The sequence below is a fragment of the Blattabacterium cuenoti genome, assembly GCF_014252015.1.
Taxonomy (GTDB): domain Bacteria; phylum Bacteroidota; class Bacteroidia; order Flavobacteriales; family Blattabacteriaceae; genus Blattabacterium; species Blattabacterium cuenoti_U.
On the sequence record NZ_CP059206.1, the window covers coordinates 1 to 22,723 of the forward strand.

17 protein-coding genes and 1 other RNA gene are annotated in these 22,723 nt (G+C 24.8%); 9 read left to right on the forward strand and 9 right to left on the reverse strand.

The window, feature by feature from the left end; genetic code table 11:
• The 3 genes from nusA to aspS all read left to right on the forward strand — a co-directional run bounded on the left by nusA (position 1) and on the right by aspS (position 5,628).
• On the forward strand, positions 1 to 1,254 hold the full coding sequence (gene nusA, locus H0H50_RS00005; RefSeq protein WP_185867146.1) for a transcription termination factor NusA: 1,254 nt from the start codon (positions 1 to 3) through the stop codon (positions 1,252 to 1,254).
• 64 nt (positions 1,255 to 1,318) lie between these two features.
• Entirely contained in the window at positions 1,319 to 3,916 is a 2,598-nt protein-coding gene (gene infB, locus H0H50_RS00010) for a translation initiation factor IF-2 (RefSeq protein ID WP_185867147.1), read from the forward strand.
• A gap of 5 nt (positions 3,917 to 3,921) precedes the next feature.
• On the forward strand, positions 3,922 to 5,628 hold the full coding sequence (gene aspS, locus H0H50_RS00015) for an aspartate--tRNA ligase (RefSeq protein ID WP_185867148.1): 1,707 nt from the start codon (positions 3,922 to 3,924) through the stop codon (positions 5,626 to 5,628).
• On the opposite strand, the gene H0H50_RS00020 is transcribed toward aspS, so the two are convergent.
• A complete protein-coding gene (locus H0H50_RS00020; protein ID WP_185867149.1) occupies positions 5,614 to 6,111 on the reverse strand; it encodes an inorganic diphosphatase in 498 nt (165 codons plus the stop codon). The genes aspS and H0H50_RS00020 overlap by 15 nt on opposite strands.
• A 10-nt stretch (positions 6,112 to 6,121) precedes the next feature.
• The gene (locus tag H0H50_RS00025) at positions 6,122 to 7,342 is read right to left on the reverse strand and encodes a dihydrolipoamide acetyltransferase family protein (RefSeq protein ID WP_185867150.1); all 1,221 of its coding nucleotides are present in this window, start codon (positions 7,340 to 7,342) and stop codon (positions 6,122 to 6,124) included.
• 105 nt (positions 7,343 to 7,447) lie between these two features.
• On the opposite strand from H0H50_RS00025, the gene H0H50_RS00030 reads away from it, so the two are divergent.
• Positions 7,448 to 8,980, forward strand: a complete 1,533-nt coding sequence (locus tag H0H50_RS00030; RefSeq protein ID WP_185867151.1) for an NAD(P)H-hydrate dehydratase — start codon at positions 7,448 to 7,450, stop codon at positions 8,978 to 8,980.
• Here the strand turns inward: H0H50_RS00030 and lnt are convergent.
• The 7 genes from lnt to H0H50_RS00065 form a co-directional block, all read right to left on the reverse strand.
• Entirely contained in the window at positions 8,970 to 10,547 is a 1,578-nt protein-coding gene (gene lnt / locus H0H50_RS00035; protein ID WP_238784199.1) for an apolipoprotein N-acyltransferase, read from the reverse strand. The two genes, H0H50_RS00030 and lnt, sit on opposite strands and share 11 nt — an antisense overlap.
• A 102-nt stretch (positions 10,548 to 10,649) precedes the next feature.
• Positions 10,650 to 11,060, reverse strand: a transfer-messenger RNA (tmRNA) gene (gene ssrA / locus H0H50_RS00040).
• 27 nt (positions 11,061 to 11,087) lie between these two features.
• Positions 11,088 to 12,263 carry a rod shape-determining protein RodA gene (rodA, locus tag H0H50_RS00045; protein ID WP_238784212.1) on the reverse strand — a complete coding sequence of 392 codons (1,176 nt, stop codon included), beginning with the start codon at positions 12,261 to 12,263 and terminating at the stop codon, positions 11,088 to 11,090.
• A gap of 49 nt (positions 12,264 to 12,312) precedes the next feature.
• Entirely contained in the window at positions 12,313 to 14,205 is a 1,893-nt protein-coding gene (mrdA, locus tag H0H50_RS00050) for a penicillin-binding protein 2 (protein WP_185867152.1), read from the reverse strand.
• Positions 14,202 to 14,711 (reverse strand): hypothetical protein, encoded by a 510-nt coding sequence (locus H0H50_RS00055; protein ID WP_185867153.1) that lies wholly within the window; start codon positions 14,709 to 14,711, stop codon positions 14,202 to 14,204. The genes mrdA and H0H50_RS00055 overlap by 4 nt, the downstream gene beginning before the upstream one ends.
• A complete protein-coding gene (mreC, locus tag H0H50_RS00060; protein WP_185867154.1) occupies positions 14,711 to 15,544 on the reverse strand; it encodes a rod shape-determining protein MreC in 834 nt (277 codons plus the stop codon). Before mreC ends, H0H50_RS00055 begins: the two co-directional genes overlap by 1 nt.
• Positions 15,545 to 15,550: 6 nt before the next feature.
• Positions 15,551 to 16,591 (reverse strand): rod shape-determining protein, encoded by a 1,041-nt coding sequence (locus H0H50_RS00065; protein WP_185867155.1) that lies wholly within the window; start codon positions 16,589 to 16,591, stop codon positions 15,551 to 15,553.
• 87 nt (positions 16,592 to 16,678) lie between these two features.
• Here H0H50_RS00065 and folK point away from each other — a divergent pair, with 87 nt between their 5' ends.
• From folK to H0H50_RS00090, 5 genes are read left to right on the forward strand one after another with little or no spacing between them, the layout of a single operon-like run.
• Positions 16,679 to 17,179, forward strand: a complete 501-nt coding sequence (gene folK, locus H0H50_RS00070; RefSeq protein WP_185867156.1) for a 2-amino-4-hydroxy-6-hydroxymethyldihydropteridine diphosphokinase — start codon at positions 16,679 to 16,681, stop codon at positions 17,177 to 17,179.
• A gap of 28 nt (positions 17,180 to 17,207) precedes the next feature.
• Positions 17,208 to 19,412: a putative LPS assembly protein LptD gene (locus H0H50_RS00075; RefSeq protein ID WP_238784200.1), complete on the forward strand. Its 2,205-nt coding sequence runs from the start codon at positions 17,208 to 17,210 to the stop codon at positions 19,410 to 19,412.
• Between the two features lie 17 nt (positions 19,413 to 19,429).
• Positions 19,430 to 19,813, forward strand: coding sequence for a Rid family detoxifying hydrolase (locus H0H50_RS00080; RefSeq protein ID WP_185867157.1), 384 nt, complete (start codon positions 19,430 to 19,432; stop codon positions 19,811 to 19,813).
• Positions 19,814 to 19,834: 21 nt separating this feature from the next.
• On the forward strand, positions 19,835 to 21,517 hold the full coding sequence (locus H0H50_RS00085; RefSeq protein ID WP_238784201.1) for an OstA-like protein: 1,683 nt from the start codon (positions 19,835 to 19,837) through the stop codon (positions 21,515 to 21,517).
• 12 nt (positions 21,518 to 21,529) lie between these two features.
• On the forward strand, positions 21,530 to 22,717 hold the full coding sequence (locus H0H50_RS00090) for an aspartate aminotransferase family protein (RefSeq protein ID WP_185867158.1): 1,188 nt from the start codon (positions 21,530 to 21,532) through the stop codon (positions 22,715 to 22,717).
• Positions 22,718 to 22,723 lie beyond the last annotated feature (6 nt).

The following is a 22,723-nucleotide window of genomic DNA, read 5'->3' on the forward strand; positions in this document are numbered from 1 at the left end:
ATGGATAATGAAGCTTTAATAGATTCTTTTTCAGATTTTAAATATGAAAAAAATATAGATAGAGTGAGTCTAATGGCCATTTTAGAAGAATCTATACGATGTGTTTTAAGAAAAAAATACGAATCATCAAAAAATTACGATATTATTGTAAATCCAGATCAAGGGGATTTAGAAATATGGAGGAATCGCGTAGTAGTGCAAGATGGAGAAATAAAAGATATAAATAAGGAAATAGAACTATCTACAGCTAGAAAAATAGAACCTGATTTTGAAATTGGAGAAGAAGTTACGGAAAAAGTAGAATTACAATCTTTAGGAAGAAGAGCTATTTTAGCTCTCAGACAAAATTTGCTTTCTAAAATTAGTGAGTATGATAATACAAATACTTATAAAAAGTTCAAAAATAAAGTAGGAGAGATTATTAATGTGGAAGTCTATCATATCTTGCCAAAACAAATTATTATGAGAGATGAAGAACAAAATGAAATGGTTTTACCTAAACAAGAGCAAATACCAAGTGATTTTTTTAGAAAAGGAGACCCCGTTAGAGCTTTAGTTAAACGAGTAGATTGGAAAGATAACAAACCTTTTGCTATTCTTAGCAGAAAAGATGAATCTTTTTTGGAAGAACTTTTTAAGTTAGAAATTCCAGAGGTTTCTGATGGTTTAATTACAGTTAAAAAAGTAGCACGTATTCCAGGAGAAAAAGCTAAAGTAGCTGTAGAATCTTATGATGATCGTATAGATCCAGTAGGAGCATGTGTAGGAATGAAGGGGTCTAGGATTCATCCTATTGTTAGAGAATTAAAAAATGAAAATATAGATGTTATTAATTTCACCTCTAATATACAGTTATATATAACAAGAGCTTTAAGTCCGGCTAAAGTTTCTATGATGGAAGTTAATGAAGAACATAAATATGTAAATGTATATGTAAAAATTGAAGAAATATCGAAAGCAATTGGAAAAGGAGGTCAAAACATCAAATTAGCTAGTCAATTAACTGGATATAAAATACATATATTCAGAGATTTTCCTTATGAAGATGATGTGGAATTAACAGAATTTTCTGATGAAATAGAATCGGAAGTATTGGAAAGATTTCATAAAGTAGGTTTAAATACCGCAAAATCTGTTTTAAACTACAGCAAAACTGATTTAAGTAAACGGACTAATCTTGAAGAAAAAACTATAAATAAAGTATTTACCATATTAAAAAAAGAATTTGAGGAAGAATTAAATGTAAATACATAAGTTTTTTCTTTCCAAGATTTCTATTTTTATTCTTATATTTTTTACTACATTTTTATATTTTTATATGACTGATAAAATCAGATTAAAAACAGTATTAACCAAATTTAATATTTCCTTACAACGAGTAATTAGTTTTTTACAAAAAAAAGGAATTGAAATAGAAAATAATCCTAATGCCAAAATAGAAGAACCAGTCTATAAGTTTCTTGTTAGAGAATTTAAAACTCACAAGGAAATACGAGATGCATCTGAGAAGGTTTTTTTGCAAAAAAAAATGGAAAAAGATAAAATAAAAGAAGAATTATTAAAATCAAAACATATTCATAATTATCAAATTATACGTGCCAAATCAGAAAATTTAATTGAATTTAAAAAAGTAGGAAAAATAGATATTGATACATTAGACAAAAAATATGGAATTAAAGAAGAAAAAAAAAACAATTTACATCAACATAAAAAAATAGAAAATAAATTTAAAAATCATAACAAACCTGAACATATTGATACCATATATCAAAAATTGGATGGGGTTATGTTAACAGGAGATAGAATAGATTTATCTCAATTTGAAAAAAAAAGAACAAAATCAGAAATTAAAAAGAAACGAAAGAGAATAAAAAAAGAAGTTTTTGTTGATGAAGTGAAAAATATTTCTACAAGTAAAAAACAAAATAAAGAAAAGAAATCTAATAAATATTATAATGAAAAAAAAATAGATAAATCAAAAAATAAAAAGAATTTACAAAAATCTGTAATTACTGATGAACAAATTAAAAAACAAATCAGAGAAACTTTAGAAAAGTTATCTTCCAAAGGAATCAAATCAAAAGCTTCAAAAATTAGGAAAGAAAAACGTCAATCCAAGAAGGAAAAAAAATTTATACAAAATGAAATAGAAAATAAAAAAGAAGAAAAAGTTCTTAAACTAGCTGAATTTACTACAGTAAATGAACTAGCATCTATGATGAAAGTCAATGCTACAGATGTGATAGTATCTTGCATGTCTTTGGGAATTATGGTTACCATGAATCAAAGATTAGATGCAGAGATATTAACCTTAGTTGCAGATGAATTTGGATATAATGTAAAATTTGTCGGATTGGATTTAGAGGAAGCAGTTCAAGATGATAAAGATTTAGAAGAACATTTAAGACCTAGGCCTCCTATCATTACAGTTATGGGGCATGTAGATCATGGAAAAACGTCTTTATTAGATTATATTAGAAATACCAATGTTATTGCAGGAGAAGCAGGTGGAATTACTCAACATATAGCCGCTTATAGTGTAGAATGTTCTAATAATCAAAGTGTTACTTTTTTAGATACTCCAGGACATGAAGCTTTTACTGCTATGCGCGCAAGAGGAGCACAAATAACGGATATTGCAATCATAGTTATAGCGGCTGATGATCAGGTGATGCCTCAAACCAAAGAAGCAATTAGTCATGCTCAAGCTGCTAGCGTTCCTATCCTTTTTGTTTTTAATAAAATGGATAAATCCAACGCTAATCCAGATAAAATTAGAGAACAATTAGCTAATTTGAATTTTTTAGTTAAAGAATGGGGAGGAAAATATTCTACTCAAGAAATATCAGCAAAATTAGGATCTGGGATAGATGAGTTATTAAAAAAAGTTATTTTAGTTTCTGAATCGTTAAATTTAAAAGCTAATCCAAATAAACCTGCAATAGGAACAGTTATAGAAGCTTCTTTAGATAAAGGAAGAGGATTCATTGCAACTTTACTTCTCCAAGGAGGAACATTAAGAGTTGGAGATTATGTATTAGCAGGAAGTCATCATGGAAAAGTAAAAAGTATTTTGGATGAACGGGGGAAATCTGTTCCATTAGTAGGTCCATCTAAGCCTATTACTATATTAGGATTGAACGGAGCTCCTACTGCTGGAGATAAATTTAAAGTATTTAAAGATGAGAAAGAAGCAAAACAACTTGCTTCTAGAAGAGAACAATTGCAAAGAGAACAAAATATACGAGCTCAAAAACATCTTACATTGGATGAAATAGGAAGACGTATAGCATTAGGTGATTTTAAAGAATTGAAAATTATTATTAAAGGAGATGTGGATGGATCAGTGGAAGCTATTGCTGATGCTCTTCAGAAATTATCTACAAATAATATTATGATCAATATTATTTATAAAGGGGTTGGTCAGATTACAGAATCTGATGTTTTATTAGCGAGTGCTTCAGATGCTATAATTATAGGATTTAATGTTCGTTCTAATATTGGAGCTAAGAATATAGAAAAAAAAGAAAATATAGAAATACGAACTTATTCAATTATATACGATATTACCAATGATATTCAAGAAGCTATGGATGGAATGCTATCTCCTGAAGTAAGAGAAAAGATATTAGGGAATGCTGAAGTTAGAGAAATATTCAAAATACCAAAAACAGGAACTATAGCTGGATGTATGGTAATAGAAGGGAAATTATTACGTCAAGCAAAAGTTAGGTTAATTAGAGAAGGAATTGTTATTCATAATGGAGAATTTACTTCTCTTAAACGTTTTAAGGAAGATGTTAAAGAAGTTTCAAAAGGATATGAATGTGGGTTAGGAATAAAAAATTATCATAATCTTAAATCTGGAGATCTTATAGAGGTTTATGAAGAATTATCTGAATATAAAAAAAGTTAAAAACAATGTATAGAACACATAATTGTGGAGAATTGAGGATCAAAGATGTAGGAAAAGAAGTCATATTATCTGGATGGATTCAAAAAATAAGAAATTTAGGATCTTTATTATTTATGGATATTAGAGATTATTTTGGAATTACACAGTTAATGATTTCTAAAAAATTAGTAAAAAAAAATTTTCTTTTAGGAAAAGAGTTTATAATTAGAATAAGAGGAAAGGTCGTAGAAAGATTTTCTAAGAATAATAATATTCCTACAGGTGAAATAGAAATTTCAGTTTCTCATATAGATTTGTTAAATTCATCTCTACCTACTCCTTTTACTATAGAAGATCAAACAGATGGAAATGAAGAAATTAGAATGATTTATAGATATCTTGATATGAGAAGAAATCCTATTAAAAATAATTTGATTATTCGTCATAATTTAACTTTGGAGATACGTAATTTTCTTTCTGAAAATGGATTTTTGGAAATAGAAACTCCTGTCTTAATCAATCATACTCCAGAAGGAGCAAGAAGTTTTGTTGTTCCTTCTAGAATACATATTGATAAGTTCTATGCTCTAGCTCAATCTCCACAATTATTTAAACAATTGTTGATGATAGGAGGAATAGATAAGTATTTTCAAATTGTGAAATGTTTTAGGGATGAAGATTCACGTTCTGATAGACAAATAGAGTTTACACAAATAGATTGTGAGATGTCTTTCGTAGAAGTTCATGATGTATTAGTTTTCTTTGAAAATTTTATCAAACATATTTTCAAAAAAATTAAAAAAATTCAATTAGATCCTTTTCCTTGTATTTCTTATTCTAATGCTATAAAAATATATGGAACAGATTCTCCTGATATTCGTTTTGGTATGCCTTTTATTGAACTAAATGATTTAGTTAAAAAAAAAGATATTAATTTTTTGAAAACACAAGAATTGGTAATAGGAATTAAAATTAAAAAATATCATAATATTTATGATAAAATAGATTTTTTTTTGAAAAAAATAGAAAATGATAACTTTTTTTGGATAAAATACTTATGTGATCAAACTTTACTTTCTTCTAATCAAAGTTTTTTAAACAAAAAAATTTTAGAAATTTTTGTAAAGTATTTTAAAGCTATACCCGGTGATTTCTTATTTTTTTCTTATGGAAAAAAAAGAAAAACTAGAGAAAAACTCGGAGAAATACGACTAAAAATAGCAGATTTTTTTAATTTAAAAAATTCTAAAATTTATCAACCTTTGTGGATTACAGATATTCCTCTTTTAAAATGGGATAAACAATTTAAAAAATATAAATCTGTACATCATCCATTTACTAGTCCAAAAGAAGAAGATATTCATTTACTGAAAACAAATCCAAAAAAAATTCGTTCTAAATCTTATGATTTAATTATAAACGGAATAGAAATCGGAAGTGGATCTATACGTATTCACAATAAAAATATACAGAATTTTATTTTTAAACATTTAGGATTTTCTCAAAAGGAAATAGAATCTAAATTTGGTTTTTTTATAAAAGCTTTTGAATATGGAGTTCCTCCTCATGGAGGTATAGCTTTCGGTTTAGATAGACTAGTCAATCTTATGGAAGAAGATAAAAATATAAAAAACTTCATCGCTTTTCCAAAAAATAATTATGGAAAAGATGTAATGATAAATGCTCCATCTTTTTTAGAAAAAGAAAAATTAAAAGAGTTACATTTGCGTTAAATGATTTTGATATCGCAGACAAGATTGTTGATATACAGAGATAGCTTCTTTTCTATTTTTCCAATTTCCTATTTTCACTTTTTTGTTTTCTAAATCTTTATATACTAAAAAAAAATGCTCTATCTCTTTTTTAGTATGTAAAGCAATCTCATCAATATCATTTATCCTATTATAATTAGGATCTGCAACAGGAACACAAATAATCTTTTCATCCTCTCCTTTTTCGTCTGTCATGAAAAAAATTCCTATAGGTTTTACTTCTATTAAACAACCTGGAATTGTAGGTTCTGTCAAAAAAACTAACACATCTAATGGATCTCCATCCATAGAAAGAGTTTTTGGAATAAAACCATAATCTGTGGGATAACTCATAGGAGAGTACAATACCCGATCCAATCGAATTAGATTATTTTTTTTGTCAAATTCATATTTATTTCTACTCCCTTTGGGAATTTCAATAAGTGCATCAAAACTGAATTTCATAATTTTATATTTATATTTTTATATAACAATTAAATTTTTCTAAATATAGAGCTACTTTTTTAGCAAAACATCCACCTAAAACTCCATCTATTACACGATGATCATAAGAATGAGACAAATAAATTTTGTGTCTTATTCCTATTATATCTCCATCTGGAGTTTCTATAATAGATAATTTTTTTTGAATTAAACCTATAGCCATAATAGCTACCTGCGGTTGATGTATAATTGGTGTTCCAAAAAGATTTCCAAAACTTCCAATATTACTAATTGTATAAGTTCCTCCTTGAGTTTCTTCAGGTTTTAATTGATTAGATTTCGCCCTTTTTATCAAATCATTGATAATTTTTATTAATCCTACTAAATTATAAGAATCTGCATTTTTGATTACAGGAACAATTAAATTCCCGTTGGGTAAAGCTGTAGCTAATCCTATATGAATATTTCTTTTTTTTATTATATTTGTTCCATTGACAGAAATATTTATCATGGGGTGATCTTTTATAGCTTTTACTACGCATTCCACGAAAACAGACATAAGAGTTAATTTTTCTCCCGTATTTTTTTGAAATGTATCTTTTATTTTCTCTCTCCATTTTACTATATTAGTGACATCTGCTTCTACAAAAGAAGTGACATGTGCAGAAATATTTTTACTGTTCATCATATGTTCTGCAGTTATCCTACGCATTCTATCCATTTCAATTACTTCTTCCTTTTGATTATGATTTGTATTTTTATTATTATTACATGAAAATAAAATTCTATCATATTCATATTTAGGGATAATAATTCTGTTTTTTTTAATATGAATATACTTTAATATATCTTTCTTAGTAACACGTCCCTTATCTCCAGTTCCTTCTATTGTTTCCAATTCATAGAAACTGATCCCTTCTCTATGAGCAATAGTACGTACAAGAGGAGAATAAAAACGTTTTTTATTCTTTTCTATTATTGTAAGATCCTCTAACTCTAAAGAAAATTTTTCTTCCGTTTCTAAAATAGCTATGAAACTTCCTACTTTAGCAACTTCATTAGGAGAAAATAGTTTCTTTTTTAATATACCATTTACAGGAGAAGATATTTCAGAATCTACTTTATCTGTAGCTATTTCTACTAAAAGATCTTCTTTTTTTATAGGATCTCCCTCCTCCTTTAACCAACGAATGATAGTAGCCTCAGCTATACTTTCACCCATGGCTGGAAGGGTCAAATTATACTCGGCCATCTAGATTAATCGTTTTATATTTGCAGATACTGATCAGATTTTACAATCTAATCTAATTAAAATAGAAAATTTACAAAATCAAAAATAATAAATTCATTTTAAAAAATGAAAATTCTTTCTTTAAATCAAATTAGAAAAGCCGATCAATATTGTATTGATTCCGAATTAATTTCTCCTATTCAATTAATGGAAAGAGCAGCTAAAAGTTGTTTTGATTGGATTATTCATAATAAATATTTTAAAATTAGAAAAATTCCATTTATAGTATTAGTCGGAAATGGAAATAATGGAGGAGATGGACTGTATTTATCTTATATGTTACATTTATACGGAGCAATAGTTTCAGTATATGCAGTTAACATTTCTAATCATTTTTCAAATGAGTTTTTAATCAATAAACATAAAATATTACAACATAAAATAACTTTTAAAACAATTTATAAAGGGGAAAAATTTCCTTTTTTAAATCAAAAAAGTTATTTGATTGATGCCATTTTTGGAATAGGATTCAATCGTGAAATTAATCAATATTGGAAATCTTTTTTTCACTATATTAACGAAAAAAAATTTCTAGCAGTTATATCTATAGATATCCCATCTGGACTATTTATGGAAAAAAATAATGAAGATTTTAAAGGGATAATAAAAGCTACACACACTTTAACATTTCAAGTTCCAAAATTACCTTTTTTATTACCAAAATACGCAGATTATGTTGGAAAATGGTATTTAATAAACATTGGATGGAAAAATGATTTTTTTCGTAAAATACAAACTCAAAATTTTTATGTAGATAATGTATATATTCATGCTATATATAAAAAAAAAGTAAGAAAAAAATTTTCACATAAAGGAAATTATGGACATGGAATAATTATAGGAGGAAGTTTCGGTATGATAGGATCTATTATTCTTTCTGCCACAGCTAGTTTTCGTACTGGAATAGGAAAATTAAGTGTATATGTTCCTTATTGTGGTTATCAAATTATACAAAATGCACTTCCAGAAGCCATTGTAAATACAGACGAAAAAAAATATTGTATAAGTAATATTGTTATTTCTAATGATAATATAAATGCAATAGGAATAGGAATGGGTATGGGAATTCATCCCAAAACTGTATACGCTCTAGAATCTTTTTTACTAAAAAAAAAAAAAATCCCTATGGTGATAGATGCAGATGCTATAAATATCTTATCATATCAATTACAATTATTGGATCTTCTTCCGGAAGGAACTATTCTTACTCCACATCCAAAAGAATTTCAGAAATTATGTAAAAAATTATGGAAAAATGATTATGAAAAATTATATCTATTAAAAGAAATGTCTACAAAATATAAAATTTTTATTGTATTAAAAGGTGCATATTCCGTTATTTCAACACCTAATGGAAATCTTTATTTTAATAGTACAGGAAATGCAGGAATGGCAACAGCCGGTAGTGGAGATGTTCTCACTGGAATGATAATGAGTTTGTTATCTCAAGGATATTCTCCGGAAGAATCATGTATAATGGGAGTTTATTTACATGGATTATCAGGAGATATTGCTTCAAAAAAATTAAGTGAAGAAGCTATCATAGCTAATGATATTATTAATCATATAGGGGAAGCTTTTTTAAAAATTAAGGCTTGAGTTTATTTATTGCACATTTTTTGCTTGATATGATATTATATGTCAGGGTATACAATAAAATTATGATTATTGTCAATAAACTAATTTTAGAAAGAAAGTCTCCATGTTTAATGTAAAAAGTTTTCTTATCATTGAGATATATTTTATTATATAAAAAACCTTCTTTTCCATAAGGAATATATGACATAATTTCTCCTTTTTCGTTAATAAAACAAGAAATACCTGTATTTGCAGATCTAGCTATATATTTTCTATTTTCAATTGCTCTAATACGAGCATAATACATATGTTGTTTATGTCCTTGTGAGAACCCCCACCATCCATCATTAGTAATGATAACCATTAATTCTACATTTTTTTTTTTAAAAAAATTAGATACATATTCTCCAAAAACAGATTCATAACAAATGATAGGGGCTATTTTAATTCCTAAATAAGGATTTAGAAAAACAGAAGGATAATTTTCTTTTCCAAGTTCCATTACAGTTCCTCCAAAATTAAGTAATATATTTCCTAATATAGGTGAAAAAAATTTTTTATAAGGAAAAGTTTCCACTGCTGGTACTAATTTAGATTTATGATGAAATTCAATATCTTTATTAATTCCTATTTGAATCACAGAATTAAAAATATCTACCCATTGTATATTTTTTTTTTTCAAAAAAATAGGAGTAGAAGTTTTGCTTTTATTTTTATGATATAAAGTTATTAATTCCACTCCTGTTATAAATACTGTATTTGGAGATTTTTTTTTCAAGTAATTCTTGAATGAAAATATAATCTTATTTTTATTTATATCTTTTATCTGTATTTTATTTCCTTTTCCTGGAAATATAGTTTCGGGTGCGACGATAATCATAGATTTTTCAGATATTTTTTTATTTATTAATTTCTTTAATTTTGAAACTAATTTATCTGTTGAAAAAGAATATTTTTGATTATATGGATCTATATTGGGTTGCAAAATTAATACATTTGCGGTACGTTTATATTGACTTCCTTTATATTTTATATATATAAGATTTGAAATAAAAATCATGAAAAAAATTATTCCTATATTAAGAAATATTCTTTTATAGAATAATAAAATATTTTTATCAATATTATATTTAACAATGGATTCTGTAAATCCAATATTTACTATCCATATCCATATAGATCCTCCTAAAATTCCCGTATATTCATACCATTGAATCCATTCAGTACGACTAGCAAAACCATTTCCCAAATTGAGCCATGGCCAAGATAATTCCCACTCTAAATGCATTTTTTCGAATGAAATCCATAAACAAACTAAAAATATATATCCTATTTTTTTACTTTTTTCATATTTTTTAATCCATGAATAAAAAGAAAAAATAATTGACATGAAAAAAGCATTAAGTAACACAGGAATTAAAAAAGCTTCTACAGCAAAAGTTCCATTAGTTCTTTTTGAATAAGATAACCACCATGTGGAAATTACATTCCATGTTAAAAAAGTAATAAAAGAAAATAATAAAATAGAAAAAAAAGAATGATTCAAATAATTTTCTATATATAATAAAGGAATAAAAGCTATAAACAAATATATGGGATCCCCATCAGTAGGCCATCCTAATCCTAGTAAAAAACCTGAAAATATACTATATATAAAAAATTCAATTTTTTTTATGATATTTTAATAATTAAGTGGAGCTGGCGGGATTCGAACCCGCGTCCAAACAAGTAGCATAAAAGATTTCTACATATTTATCCAAAAAAAAATTTGATCCATTTTTATCCAAGTTTTGGATCCAGAATAAAAACTTAGATTCAAAATATAATTTCAGAAAACTTAAGAATCATTTGTTTTCCTATCCTTAATATTTTTGAGTATCTCTATATCAGAAATTATAAGGAAAAATTTCTGAGAGATATTTTGCTTCTGCATTTTTTGCAGACTCAGGCTATAATGTTTTAAACATTAATTAAGCAGCAAAAGCGTATTCTTTTTCGCCATTTATATGTTATGTAACGCTTTATTTTCGTGTAATACCTTACGTGACACGATATGCTTTCTTTTATTACTTATCTTGCTGTCAAATCCAAAATCAGCCCCTATCATATTAATTGGAATGAAATCATCTCAAATCAAACAGGTTTGATCTGATACATCCATTCTTATAAAGATAAATAATAAAACAGTAAAAGACCAAAGAGACGACCCTCCATAACTAAAAAAAGGTAAAACAATTCCTATTGTAGGAAAAAGACCCATAACCATCCCTAAATTAATAATAAGATGAATAAAAAGAATATTTCCAACTGAATAGCCAAAAATTCTTACGAAAGTATCTTTTTGTCTTTCAGATAAAAAATAAATACGACTAATAAATAATAAATAAAATATAATCAGAATCGCACTTCCTATAAAACCCCATTCTTCTCCTACTGTACAAAAAATATAATCAGTATGTTGTTCAGGTACAAATTTTCCTTTTGTAACAGTTCCTTTTTGATATCCTTTTCCAAAAAATTTTCCAGAACCAATAGCCGTTTTAGAATATAACAAATTATATCCTACATTATCCCTGTATTTTCTATCAAATTCATTTTGAAATAAAATATTGATTCTGTCTTTATGATGTTGTTTTAAAAATTTTTGAAAAAAAAATGGAGAAAAAATAGAAAAAATTGAAAAGCTAATGAATAAAAATATATAAAAAAATAAATCAATAAATGATGTTTTTTTCTTAAAAGAAAAGAAAAATGCGAAAATAATGAATAAAAATAAAACTATAATCCAAGGTGATAAATTTAAAGAAATCAAAAACAAAAAAATAGAAAATAAAAAATAAAGTATAAAAGATATGGATAAACCTTCTCTATATAAAGTGAGGATAAAAGAAGAAAAAACTATAGAAGAACCAGGATCAGGTTGTAAAAATATTAAGAAAGCAGGTAATACTAAGATAATAAATATATGTAATAATACTTTATTATTATTCTTTATATCCTCTTGACTCATAATATGAGCTATCATCAAAGATGTTGAAATTTTAGCTAGTTCAGATGGTTGAAAACTAATAGATCCAAAAACGTACCAAGATTTTGATCCATTTACATTTTTTCCTAAAAAAAATACTCCAATCAAAAGGAATAATGTAAACAAAAAGAAAAATGGAGTTATATGTTTATAATGAATAGGTTTAAATAAAAAAATAATAAATATGAAAACAAAACTTAATAATATCCATATTAATTGTTTTTCTGCTTTTTCTGGAGATACGGAATATAAATTCATACATCCAAAAAAAATCATAATAATGTAAATAATAATAACTCCCCAATCTATATTTCTAAACAATATTTTATTTCTCAATTTTTGTATAAGAATTATTTAATCTTTTCATTTTTGCTATTGAATTATATACTTTTTTAAGTCCTGAAGTCATTATTTTTGTTTCAAGATTTTTTCTATCGACATTATTCTTAATATACCTCTCTGCAATAAGACTAGCAATAGGTCCGGCCCAACGAGATCCAAATCCTCCATTTTCTATTATAACAGAAATAGCAATTTTTGGATCCTCTACTGGAGCAAACAATATAAAAATAGAATGATCAGGTAAAGAAACTATTTTATGATTAATTTTAATAAAATTTTGAGCGGTTCCTGTTTTTCCAGCCATTCTAATGTCAGATGACTTAAAATTTCTTCCAGTTCCAATCATGAAAACTTTTTCCATTCCATTAATAATTAAATCAAAATATTTACTTTTAACTTTAGTGTGTTTAGCAACAGTATAATTAGGATTGGATATAGGTTGGTGATTAATTCGTTTTACTATATGTGGAGTATAAAAAAAACCCCTATTTGCTATAGCACAAACCATATTAGCCAATTGTATAGGAGTAACATTGATTTCCCCTTGACCAATACTATTAGAAATAATTGTAATGGCATTCCATTTTGTTGTTCCATATTTTTTATTATAATAATCTCCAGAAGGAATTACTCCTTTTTCTCCTGTAGCTAAATCATTATATAAGTAATTTCCAAAACCAAAACTTTTTATAATATCACACCATTCATTAAGACCTTTTGTCAAATTTCTAGGATATTTTTCTATAACACGTTTATAAACTTGTGCAAAATAATTATTGCAAGAAACAGCAACAGCAGTTTCTATTCCTATAGGTAATCCATGAATTCCAGAATGACAATGAATTCTTTTTTTTCCATATTTAAATCCCTTATAGCATATAAAAGTTGTATTGGTATCTACTACCCCCATCTGAAGTCCTGCTAATTCAGTAAGTAATTTAAATGGAGAGGCAGGTGGATAACGAGCTTGTGTAGTTCGGTCAAATAAAGGATTATCTATTGTATCCTTTATTAATTTTTGAAATTCTTTAGAACGATTAATACCTACAAATAAATTAGGATTATTAATGGGACTAGATACCAAGGATAAAATTTCACCATTTTTAGGATTTATAGCGACTATTCCTCCTTTTTTTTGATACATAAGCTGTTCTGCATAATTTTGTAAATTCCAGTCTATAGTTAAAGAGATATCATTTCCACTTACAGCTTTAATATTATTTTTATTATTATTATAACTACCTATAATGCATCCTTTTCTGTCTCTAACCCAATACTTTACTCCTTTTTTCCCCCTCAAAGTTTTTTCATAAGATTTTTCTACTCCAGCCCAACCAATAAAATCCCCTATTTGATAATAATTAGATTCCTTTTTAATATCTTTTTGAGTGACTTCTCCTATATATCCTAAAACATTAGCTGAACTTTCTACTTTATAATCCCTAAGAGAACGTTTTGTCCAATCAAATCCTTTGTATTTATACAATTTTTCTTGTATTGTGGCAAATTTTTCCTTTGAAATAAAAGGTAAAAAAACAGATGGCAAATATTTAGAATAAGCTTTTGCTTTTTCTAAATTTTTAGAAAAAGTATTTTTTTCAATTCCTACAAGATTACAAAATTCCATAATATTAAAATGTTCATCTATAAGAATAGGAATAACTATTAACTCATAAATAGATTTATTAAAAACTAATAAATTATCATTTCTATCAAAAATTGATCCTCTTTCAGGAATAATAATTTCTTGTTTAATAGAAGTATTAAAAGCATTCAGAATATATTTCTCCGTATATATTTGTATATAAAATAGCCTAATTATAAAAATGACACCTACAAAACTCAATAAAATGTAAAACTTATATAATTTTTTCAATGTTTAATTTTTTTGAAAAAAAAATATATAATACATAAAATAGTTGTAAAAATACTGCTAAATATTGTTCTAAATAAAACAATTTGGTTTAAAATAGTTCCCTTCAATATTTCTAATATTAATAAAGAAAAATGATGTGTAACAACTAATGAAAATATATAAAGCGTTTTTCTAATAAAAGACAATTCATAAATAGAAAAATCATTCCTATTTATAAAATTTTTTCCATCAAAAAACTGTAGAAATTTGAGTCTTAAAAAAGCAGATAAAGTAGAAGAAAAAGCATGAATACCTCCAGAATTCATACAATGATCGATTACCCACCCTATTAAAAAGGATAATAATAAAAATAAAAATTTATTTTCATTATATGGATGTATTAATATAAAAATAATATATATATAAGAATAACATCCTAAAAATGAAGAATTTAATATTGATATTTGAATTAGAAAAATAAGAAAAATATAAAATACAGAAATAATAAAGCTTTTAATTAAATTCATTACTTATCTTCAACTTTATAAAGTTGAAGATCATTCCATTCTTTTTTGAATAAGTTTTTGACAACATAAGCATTTTCTATAGTAGAAAAATTGGCCATGAGTTTCACTTTTATAATATAATTAGCATTTTCCTCATCAAGTTTATAAGAATAAACTTTTCCAATCGGAATTCCTTCAGGAAAAGTAGCTGATTTTCCATCTGTTTCTACTATATCTCCTTTATATATAGTAGAATGTCTAGGAATATCATATAATACTACATATTCGTGATCCAATCCATCCCAACTAAGAGTTCCAAAATATTTATTTTTTTTTAGCCTGGCATTAACTTTAATTTTTGGATTTAAAAGAGAAATTGCTATACTAAAATGTGTAGAAGTTTTTATAATAATACCTGCAATTCCATTAGATAATATTATTCCCATATCTGATTTGATTCCATCTATACTTCCTTTATTAATAGTTATATAATTTTCTTGTTCATGAATACTATTATTTATAATTTGTACTGGAGTAAAAGTATACTGTTGTAAATAATTAATGTCTTCTTTATTAAAATCTTTAGATATTTTTCTTATTTTATATAATATTTGAGCATCACGTAATCTTTTATTTTCATTCAGAAGTTTTTTATTTTCAATTTCTAACAAAAAATAACTACGTAATTTGTAAATGGTTTCATAAACTTTTCCTATCATAAAATTGGAAGAACCGGCATAAATATATTGATGAAATTTTGAATTTGAAAAAGAAAAAAAAATAGCAGTGAATTCTAGTAAAAAAAAGAAAATAAAAAAACGCCATTTAAAAAAATAATTAAAAAATTCACGCATAAAACCCTATTTCATTAAAAATGTAAATTTATCAATATTTTTTAATGCAACTCCTGTTCCTTTCACTACCGCTCTTAAAGGATCTTCCACTAAATAAACAGAAAGACCCGTTTTTTTGGATATTCTTTGATCTAAACCTCTTAAAAGAGAGCCTCCTCCCGCCATATATATTCCTGTTTTATAAATATCTGCTGCAAGTTCCGGTGGAGTTCTAGAAAGTGTTTCCATCACGGCATCCTCAATTCGTAAAATTGATTTATCTAAAGCAGGAATTGTTTCTTTATAAGAAAGATTCATTTCTTTGGGTTTTCCTGTAGTAAGATCTCTTCCTTGTATGTGAATATCTTCTGGAGGAGCTTCTATGGATTCCATAGCTGCCCCAATATCTATTTTTATTTTCTCTGCAGTTCTTTCTCCAATATATAGGTTATATTTAGAACGAAGAAAATAGGAAATATCATTTGTAAAAACATCTCCAGCTATTTTTATAGATTTTTGACATACTATACCACCCAAAGCTATAACCCCACATTCTGTTGTTCCTCCTCCTATATCAATAATCATATTTCCTTCTGCTTTAGTCACAGAAATACCTGAACCAATAGCAGCGGCCATAGGTTCTTCAATAAGATAAACTTCTTTAGCATTCAGATGTTGAGCCGAATCTTTTACTGCTCTTTTTTCCACTTCTGTTATTCCGGATGGAATGCAAATAACCATTGTTAATGATGGGGTAAAAAACTTATTATTTACACCCGGAACTTTTTTAAGAAACTCTTTAATCATAAGTTCTGCTACTTGATAATCTGCAATCACCCCATCTTTCAATGGTTTATAAATTTTAATATTTTCATGTGTCTTCCCTTGCATTTGTTTAGCTTCTTCTCCTACAGCTAATACTTTTTTTGTTCTTACATCTATAGCGATTATAGAAGGTAAATCAACTATTACCTTGTTATTATGCATAATAAGTGTATTTGCTGTTCCTAAATCTATGGCTATTTCTTGGGTAAAAAGATTCTTCATAAAATCTATTACTAATCTCATTAATATTTTTTTATGAAAATATTTTTCTAATTTAAATAAAAAATACAGTTTTTCAGTATATTAAATATGTTGTAACAATTTTTTATTTTGAAAGAACATGATGTATTCTTGTTGCAAGGAAGTAACAAAGGAAATAAAAAAGAATATTTGGATCAATCTTTAATTTCAATATCTAAAAAAATAGGTAGAATTATTAAAATTTCATCATATTTTGAAAGCGAAGCATGGAAGATGAAAAATTCTTCTATTTTTTATAATAGAGCTTTATATGTAAAAACTAATTATTCTCCTATTGATCTTTTAAAAAAAATTTTGGATATAGAAATACTTATAGGAAGGAAAAAAAATTTATTTCAAGAAAAATATCAAAGTAGAGAAATAGATATAGACATTTTATTTTATGATCATATTATTATATATAGCTCTATTTTGACAATTCCACATCCATTGTTACATTTACGAAGGTTTGTTTTAGAACCTATGTGTGAAATAGCTCCAAATAAAAATCATCCAATATTTAATTTGACCATCCTAGATATGTTAGGATTATGTATGGATAAATTATATGTAAAAAAAATTATAGAATAAATTTTCTATTATTATTAAATAAAACAATTTGTATCAAACTAAATTTTTTGTTTATATCATATTATTTATTTTTTCCATTTCTATTTTTTACGGAAATGAAAAAAATGATTATGATGATGTTATATTATATAATAATTATAATCATCATAAAATGAAAAATAATTTATCTTTTTTAAAAGATATTTTAAAATATAAATCTCACATACAAGAACATGACATAAAAGAAGGAAAATCATATTTAAAAGGAAAAGCATCTATAGAATATAATAATACAAAAATTGAAGCAGATTATATAGAATATAATTGGAAAAATGGAGATTTATATGCTTCTTCAAAAGAAGAAAAATCTGTTTTTTTACAAAAAGATGATCATAAATATTTTTTCAGTCAAATTCACTTCAATTTAGAAAATAAAATGGGAGAAGCAAAAAATTTCTATATAAAAGAGAAAAATTATATTGTGAGAGCCAATGAAGTTTTTAAAAAAAAGGAGGATATTTTAATGAAAAAAATTACATACATATCAGATCCTTTTTTTTTAAAAAAAAAAGATAGTTTTCCTGATTTTTATTTAAAAACAAATTATTTAAAATATTCTTATTTAAAAAAATACATTTTTTCGGGTCCTATTTTTTTTTATTGGTATAGAGTTCCAATGCCTATTTTTATACCTTTTTTATATATGCCTATAGAATTGAACAAAACATCTTATAGAGCTGTGTATCCAAAATTAGGAATTCAGAATAAAAAAATATATATGGAAGATTTAGGTTTATTTTTTCCTATCTCTAATTTTATAAATTTTATGATGAGTACTTCTATATATAATATTGAAAAATGGAAAATTAAAACAAGAATAGAATATAAATTGAAACATGCTTATTCTGGATCTATTGATTTTGATTATCAAAACATGTCAGATAAACAAAAAAATTACTTATTTCAATGGAAACATAATTCAGATTTTAAATCAAATTCTGAAATAAATTTCAATGCAAATATTAATTATGATAATATTTTATATAATAAAAATGAAAATTTTTCTTATATCAATGTAAGAAAAAAGTTATCTAATTATTTATTATTTATGGATGCTTATATGATCCAAAAACATGATAAAAAAAGAATAAAATTTATAATTCCAGAATTGATTTTACATACAAATAATATACTCTTTAATGATAAAAAAAACTTTTTTTTAAATAGAGTAAATATTGAAAATAGATTACAGTTTAAGAATTCAATAGATTTTAACAAGAAAATTACTCCTGTATTTAATCACAATATGTGCATAACGGCCTATTTTCCTTTTTTTTATCCTTATTTAAGAATTTCATCTAAAATTTTATATAAGGATTTTTATATATGGAATTATCCTTATTTTGATGTTTCCAGTTTTCAGAATATTGATTTATCAACAAATATAGTATCTATCCCATTTTATAAAATTTGGTATTTAAAAAATACTATTTTATTAAAACATAAAATAAAATCGGTTTTATCATTTCAAATGATATATTTTCCTCCTGTTTTTTATAACAAAAAAAATCCTTTTGAAAAAAGGATAAATTTAATTTTGAATAACGATTGGGAAATAAAAAATAGACGTAATCATGTAGATATATATAAAAAAACAGAAATTATAAAAGAAATAAACACTTCATTCATTATTGATCATAATTTTATAAAATGGGAAAATTTTTATATTATAGGAAATACTGATTTAACAAAAAATTTGGAAGCGAAATATAAAGCAGGAATAAATTTTGGAAAAAAAGAAAAAAATATGATATATTTTGATTTTTCTTTTTATTCCAATTATGAAATAAATTTTTTTTCTAAAAAAAATTTATTTCAAAAAAAAGGAAAAAATCGTTATGATTATTTTTTTTTCGATCAAAAAAATTATGCAAGATATCCAATTCCGTTTAATTTAAAAATTGATTTTCATTCTAATTATGAAAATTGTTTCAATAAACAAAAATTTTTTCATACATTTTTAAATATTAATGGATCTGTTAATATCACAAAATATTGGAAAATCAGTTTTAATACAGATTACGATTTTTTGAAAAATCAAATAATATTCACTAATATTATTTTTGATAGAGATTTAAGAAGCTTCGAGATGAGTTTTAATTGGACTCTAATAAAAAATCCTTCTTGGTCTTTTTTTATAGGATTGAAAGATCCAAATTTTAATAAAATCGTTCAGTACAATGAAAAAAGCTAATTAATATAATTTTAATTATGATACCAAAAAAATTTTCAATAGAAAAAATTCCATCTTATGGTCCATATAATACATGTGTACTTGTTGGAAATTTTTTATTCGTTTCTGGACAAATAGCTGTAGATTTCAATACTAAAAAACTAGTATCAGATAATATAGAAATGGAAACAAAAAAAGTTATGGATAATATAAAAATTATTCTTTCAGAAAATGGAATTGGATTCCAAAATGTTATAAAAACTTCTCTTTTTGTAACAAATATGAATTTTTTTTCCAAAATAAATAATGTATATGCTAAGTTTTTTCATAAAGGAAGTTATCCTGCTAGAGAAACAATACAAGTATCTGGACTTCCTCAAAATGCTAATATTGAAATATCTTTAATAGCATATAAGAATTAATTATTTTATTTATAATTAATTGTGAAATATGGATATTTAATTTTTATTATTTTTTTATTTCTATTAAATAAAATATATTCTAATGAAATAAAAATCAGAAGAAGTATACAAATAATTCATGCTGATCTAATACAAAATAATATTCATAATCAAGCTTTCGTTTTAACAGGAAATGTTCATTTAAAATATGATGAATATCATCTTTTTTGTGATAAGATCATATATTATAAAATAAATAATAAATTTTATGGATATGGAAATGTTAGATTAGTGTCAATAAAAAATAAAATAATATCTCAAAATATAGTAGGAAATATATTTGATTTTCAATTATCAGGTAAAGTAGTTTTATATCAAAAAAAAATAAAATTAACAGCGGATATTATTCATTATAATTTCAAAAAAAAATCAATTCAAGCTATAAATAATGTTATTCTATTTTTTAATAAAATAAAATTAACTACTAATATATTGGAATATAACTTAATTCTAAATCAAATTTTTTATAATAAAAAAAGTATTATCCATTATAGAGATTATACTATCTGTAGTGAAGAAGGTTTTTTTTATATCAAAAAAAAAAAGATAGAGTTAAAACATAAAATTAAATTGATTAGTAAAATTTATACTGTATATGCCAATACATTAGAATATCTTTTTGAACAAGATAAAATTCATTTTCATAATACCGTTATCATAGTACAAAATACAAATTTTGATAATTTTATTTATGCTAAAAAAGCACAATTTTTAGTAAAAAAGAGTTTTTTTTTATTTAAAAATTATGTAAGTATTCATTATAATGGTCAAATTGTTAAAGGAGAATATTTGTTTTTTGATTATAAAAAAAAACATGGCTTTATTAAAAATATTCTGCTAGAATATTCGAATAAAAAATATTTTTTGATGAGCGGATATGGAAAATTTGATTTGAATTTTGGTTTTTTAATTTTAAAAAAAAATCCTAAAATCATTCAAATATCAAAAAATGATTCAATTTTTATTTGTTCAAATATTTTAAAGATAAAGATTGGTAAAAATTATAAATATTCAATTCAAGCTTATTCTGTTAATGTTAAATGTTTTTTTTTGAATGAAACTATTCAAGGTAAATGTGAATACTTCAATTTTGACTCTTCAAATGATTATATGCAATTTAATGGAAATCCTATATTCTGGTTTCAAAATAAACAAATCACTGGAAAAATCATATATATTCATTTTCGAAAAAAAAATAATAATTTATTAAAATGTATAAAAATTTTCCAAAATGCTTCTTATATAGAAAAAATAAATTCAAAAGAATTTAATCATATAGAAGGAGATATTATGACTGGTTTTTTTAATGAAGAAAATGATTTAGAAAAAGTGATGATTGAAGGAAATATCAATAGTATTATTTTTATTTATCCTGATCAAGAAAAAAAAATAATTCATAAGTTATCTTGTAATACCCTGTCAATATATTTAGATAAATCGAAAAAAATAAGAAAATTTTCTTATGCAAAAGAAGTGCGTTCAGAATTAATTCCAATACATAAAGAAACTCCTAATGAATTTCTTTATCTTTCCAAATTTTCTTGGAAAAAAATAGATAAACCGAAAGAAAATAAAAAATCTTTTGTATTTAAAGAAATAAATAAATATGAAAAAGAAAGCTTGTTAGAAAAAAAACAAATTACAACTATGATAAAAAATAAATAGAATAAAATTCTTATGAAAGAATTAGAAAAAGACTTTTTTCAATATCAAACTCAAATCAATCCATCATCCATGAATATTATGGTAAATCATGGTGAAGGAAGTTATATTTATGGAACAGATGGTAAAAAATATCTAGATTTTGTAGCAGGTGTTTCCGTAAACGTATTAGGACATGGAAATAAAAAAATAAAAGAAGCTATAAAAAAACAAGTAGATAAATATTTGCATACTATGGTATATGGAGAATTCATACAAAATCCTTGTGTTATTCTTTGTAAGAAAATATCAGAAAATATTCCATATCCACTTACTACTACTTATTTGGTTAATTCTGGAACAGAAGCTGTAGAAGGAGCTTTAAAATTAGCTAAATGTTATACAGGAAGAGAAGAAATAATATCTTGTAAATGGTCTTATCATGGAAGTACCCTTGGGTCTATAAGTGTTATGGGAAATCAAGATTATAAAAGGTCTTTTAGACCTTTATTACCTTTAGTTAAATTTATAACGTTTAATAATATAAAAGAATTAATTTCTTCTATAACAGAAAAAACTGCATGTGTTATATTAGAAACTATTCAATGTTCTGCTGGAATTATATTACCTGATGATTCGTTTTTAAAAGAAATAAGAAAACAGTGCGATCAAAAAAAAGCTTTAATGATACTTGACGAAATCCAAACTGGATTTGGAAGAACAGGAAAACTTTTTGCTTTTGAACATTATGAAGTCTTTCCTGATATATTAATAATGGGAAAAGGAATGGGAGGTGGAATGCCGATAAGTGCTTTTGTTTCATCTCACAAAATTATGAGGACTTTTATTGATATCGTTCCTTTAGGACATTTAACTACTTTTGGAGGAAATGCAGTTTCTGCTTCTGCATCTTTAGCTACTTTAAATCAACTTATCGATTCTGATATAATGGAACAAGTACCACTGAAAGAAAAGTGGATTAGGGAACATTTAGTTCATAATGAAATCAAAAATATTCATGGAAAAGGTCTTCTTTTATCTTTTGAATTAAAAAATAAAGAAATAGTGGAAAAGGTTTTAAAAAATTGTATAAAAAAAGGATTAATATTATTTCGTTTTTTATTTCACAGTAACTTTTTGCGTATATCTCCTCCATTAACTATCACAAAAAAGGAAATCCAAAAAGGATGTTCTATTATTATTGAAAGTTTAAATGAACTTTAAAAAAAA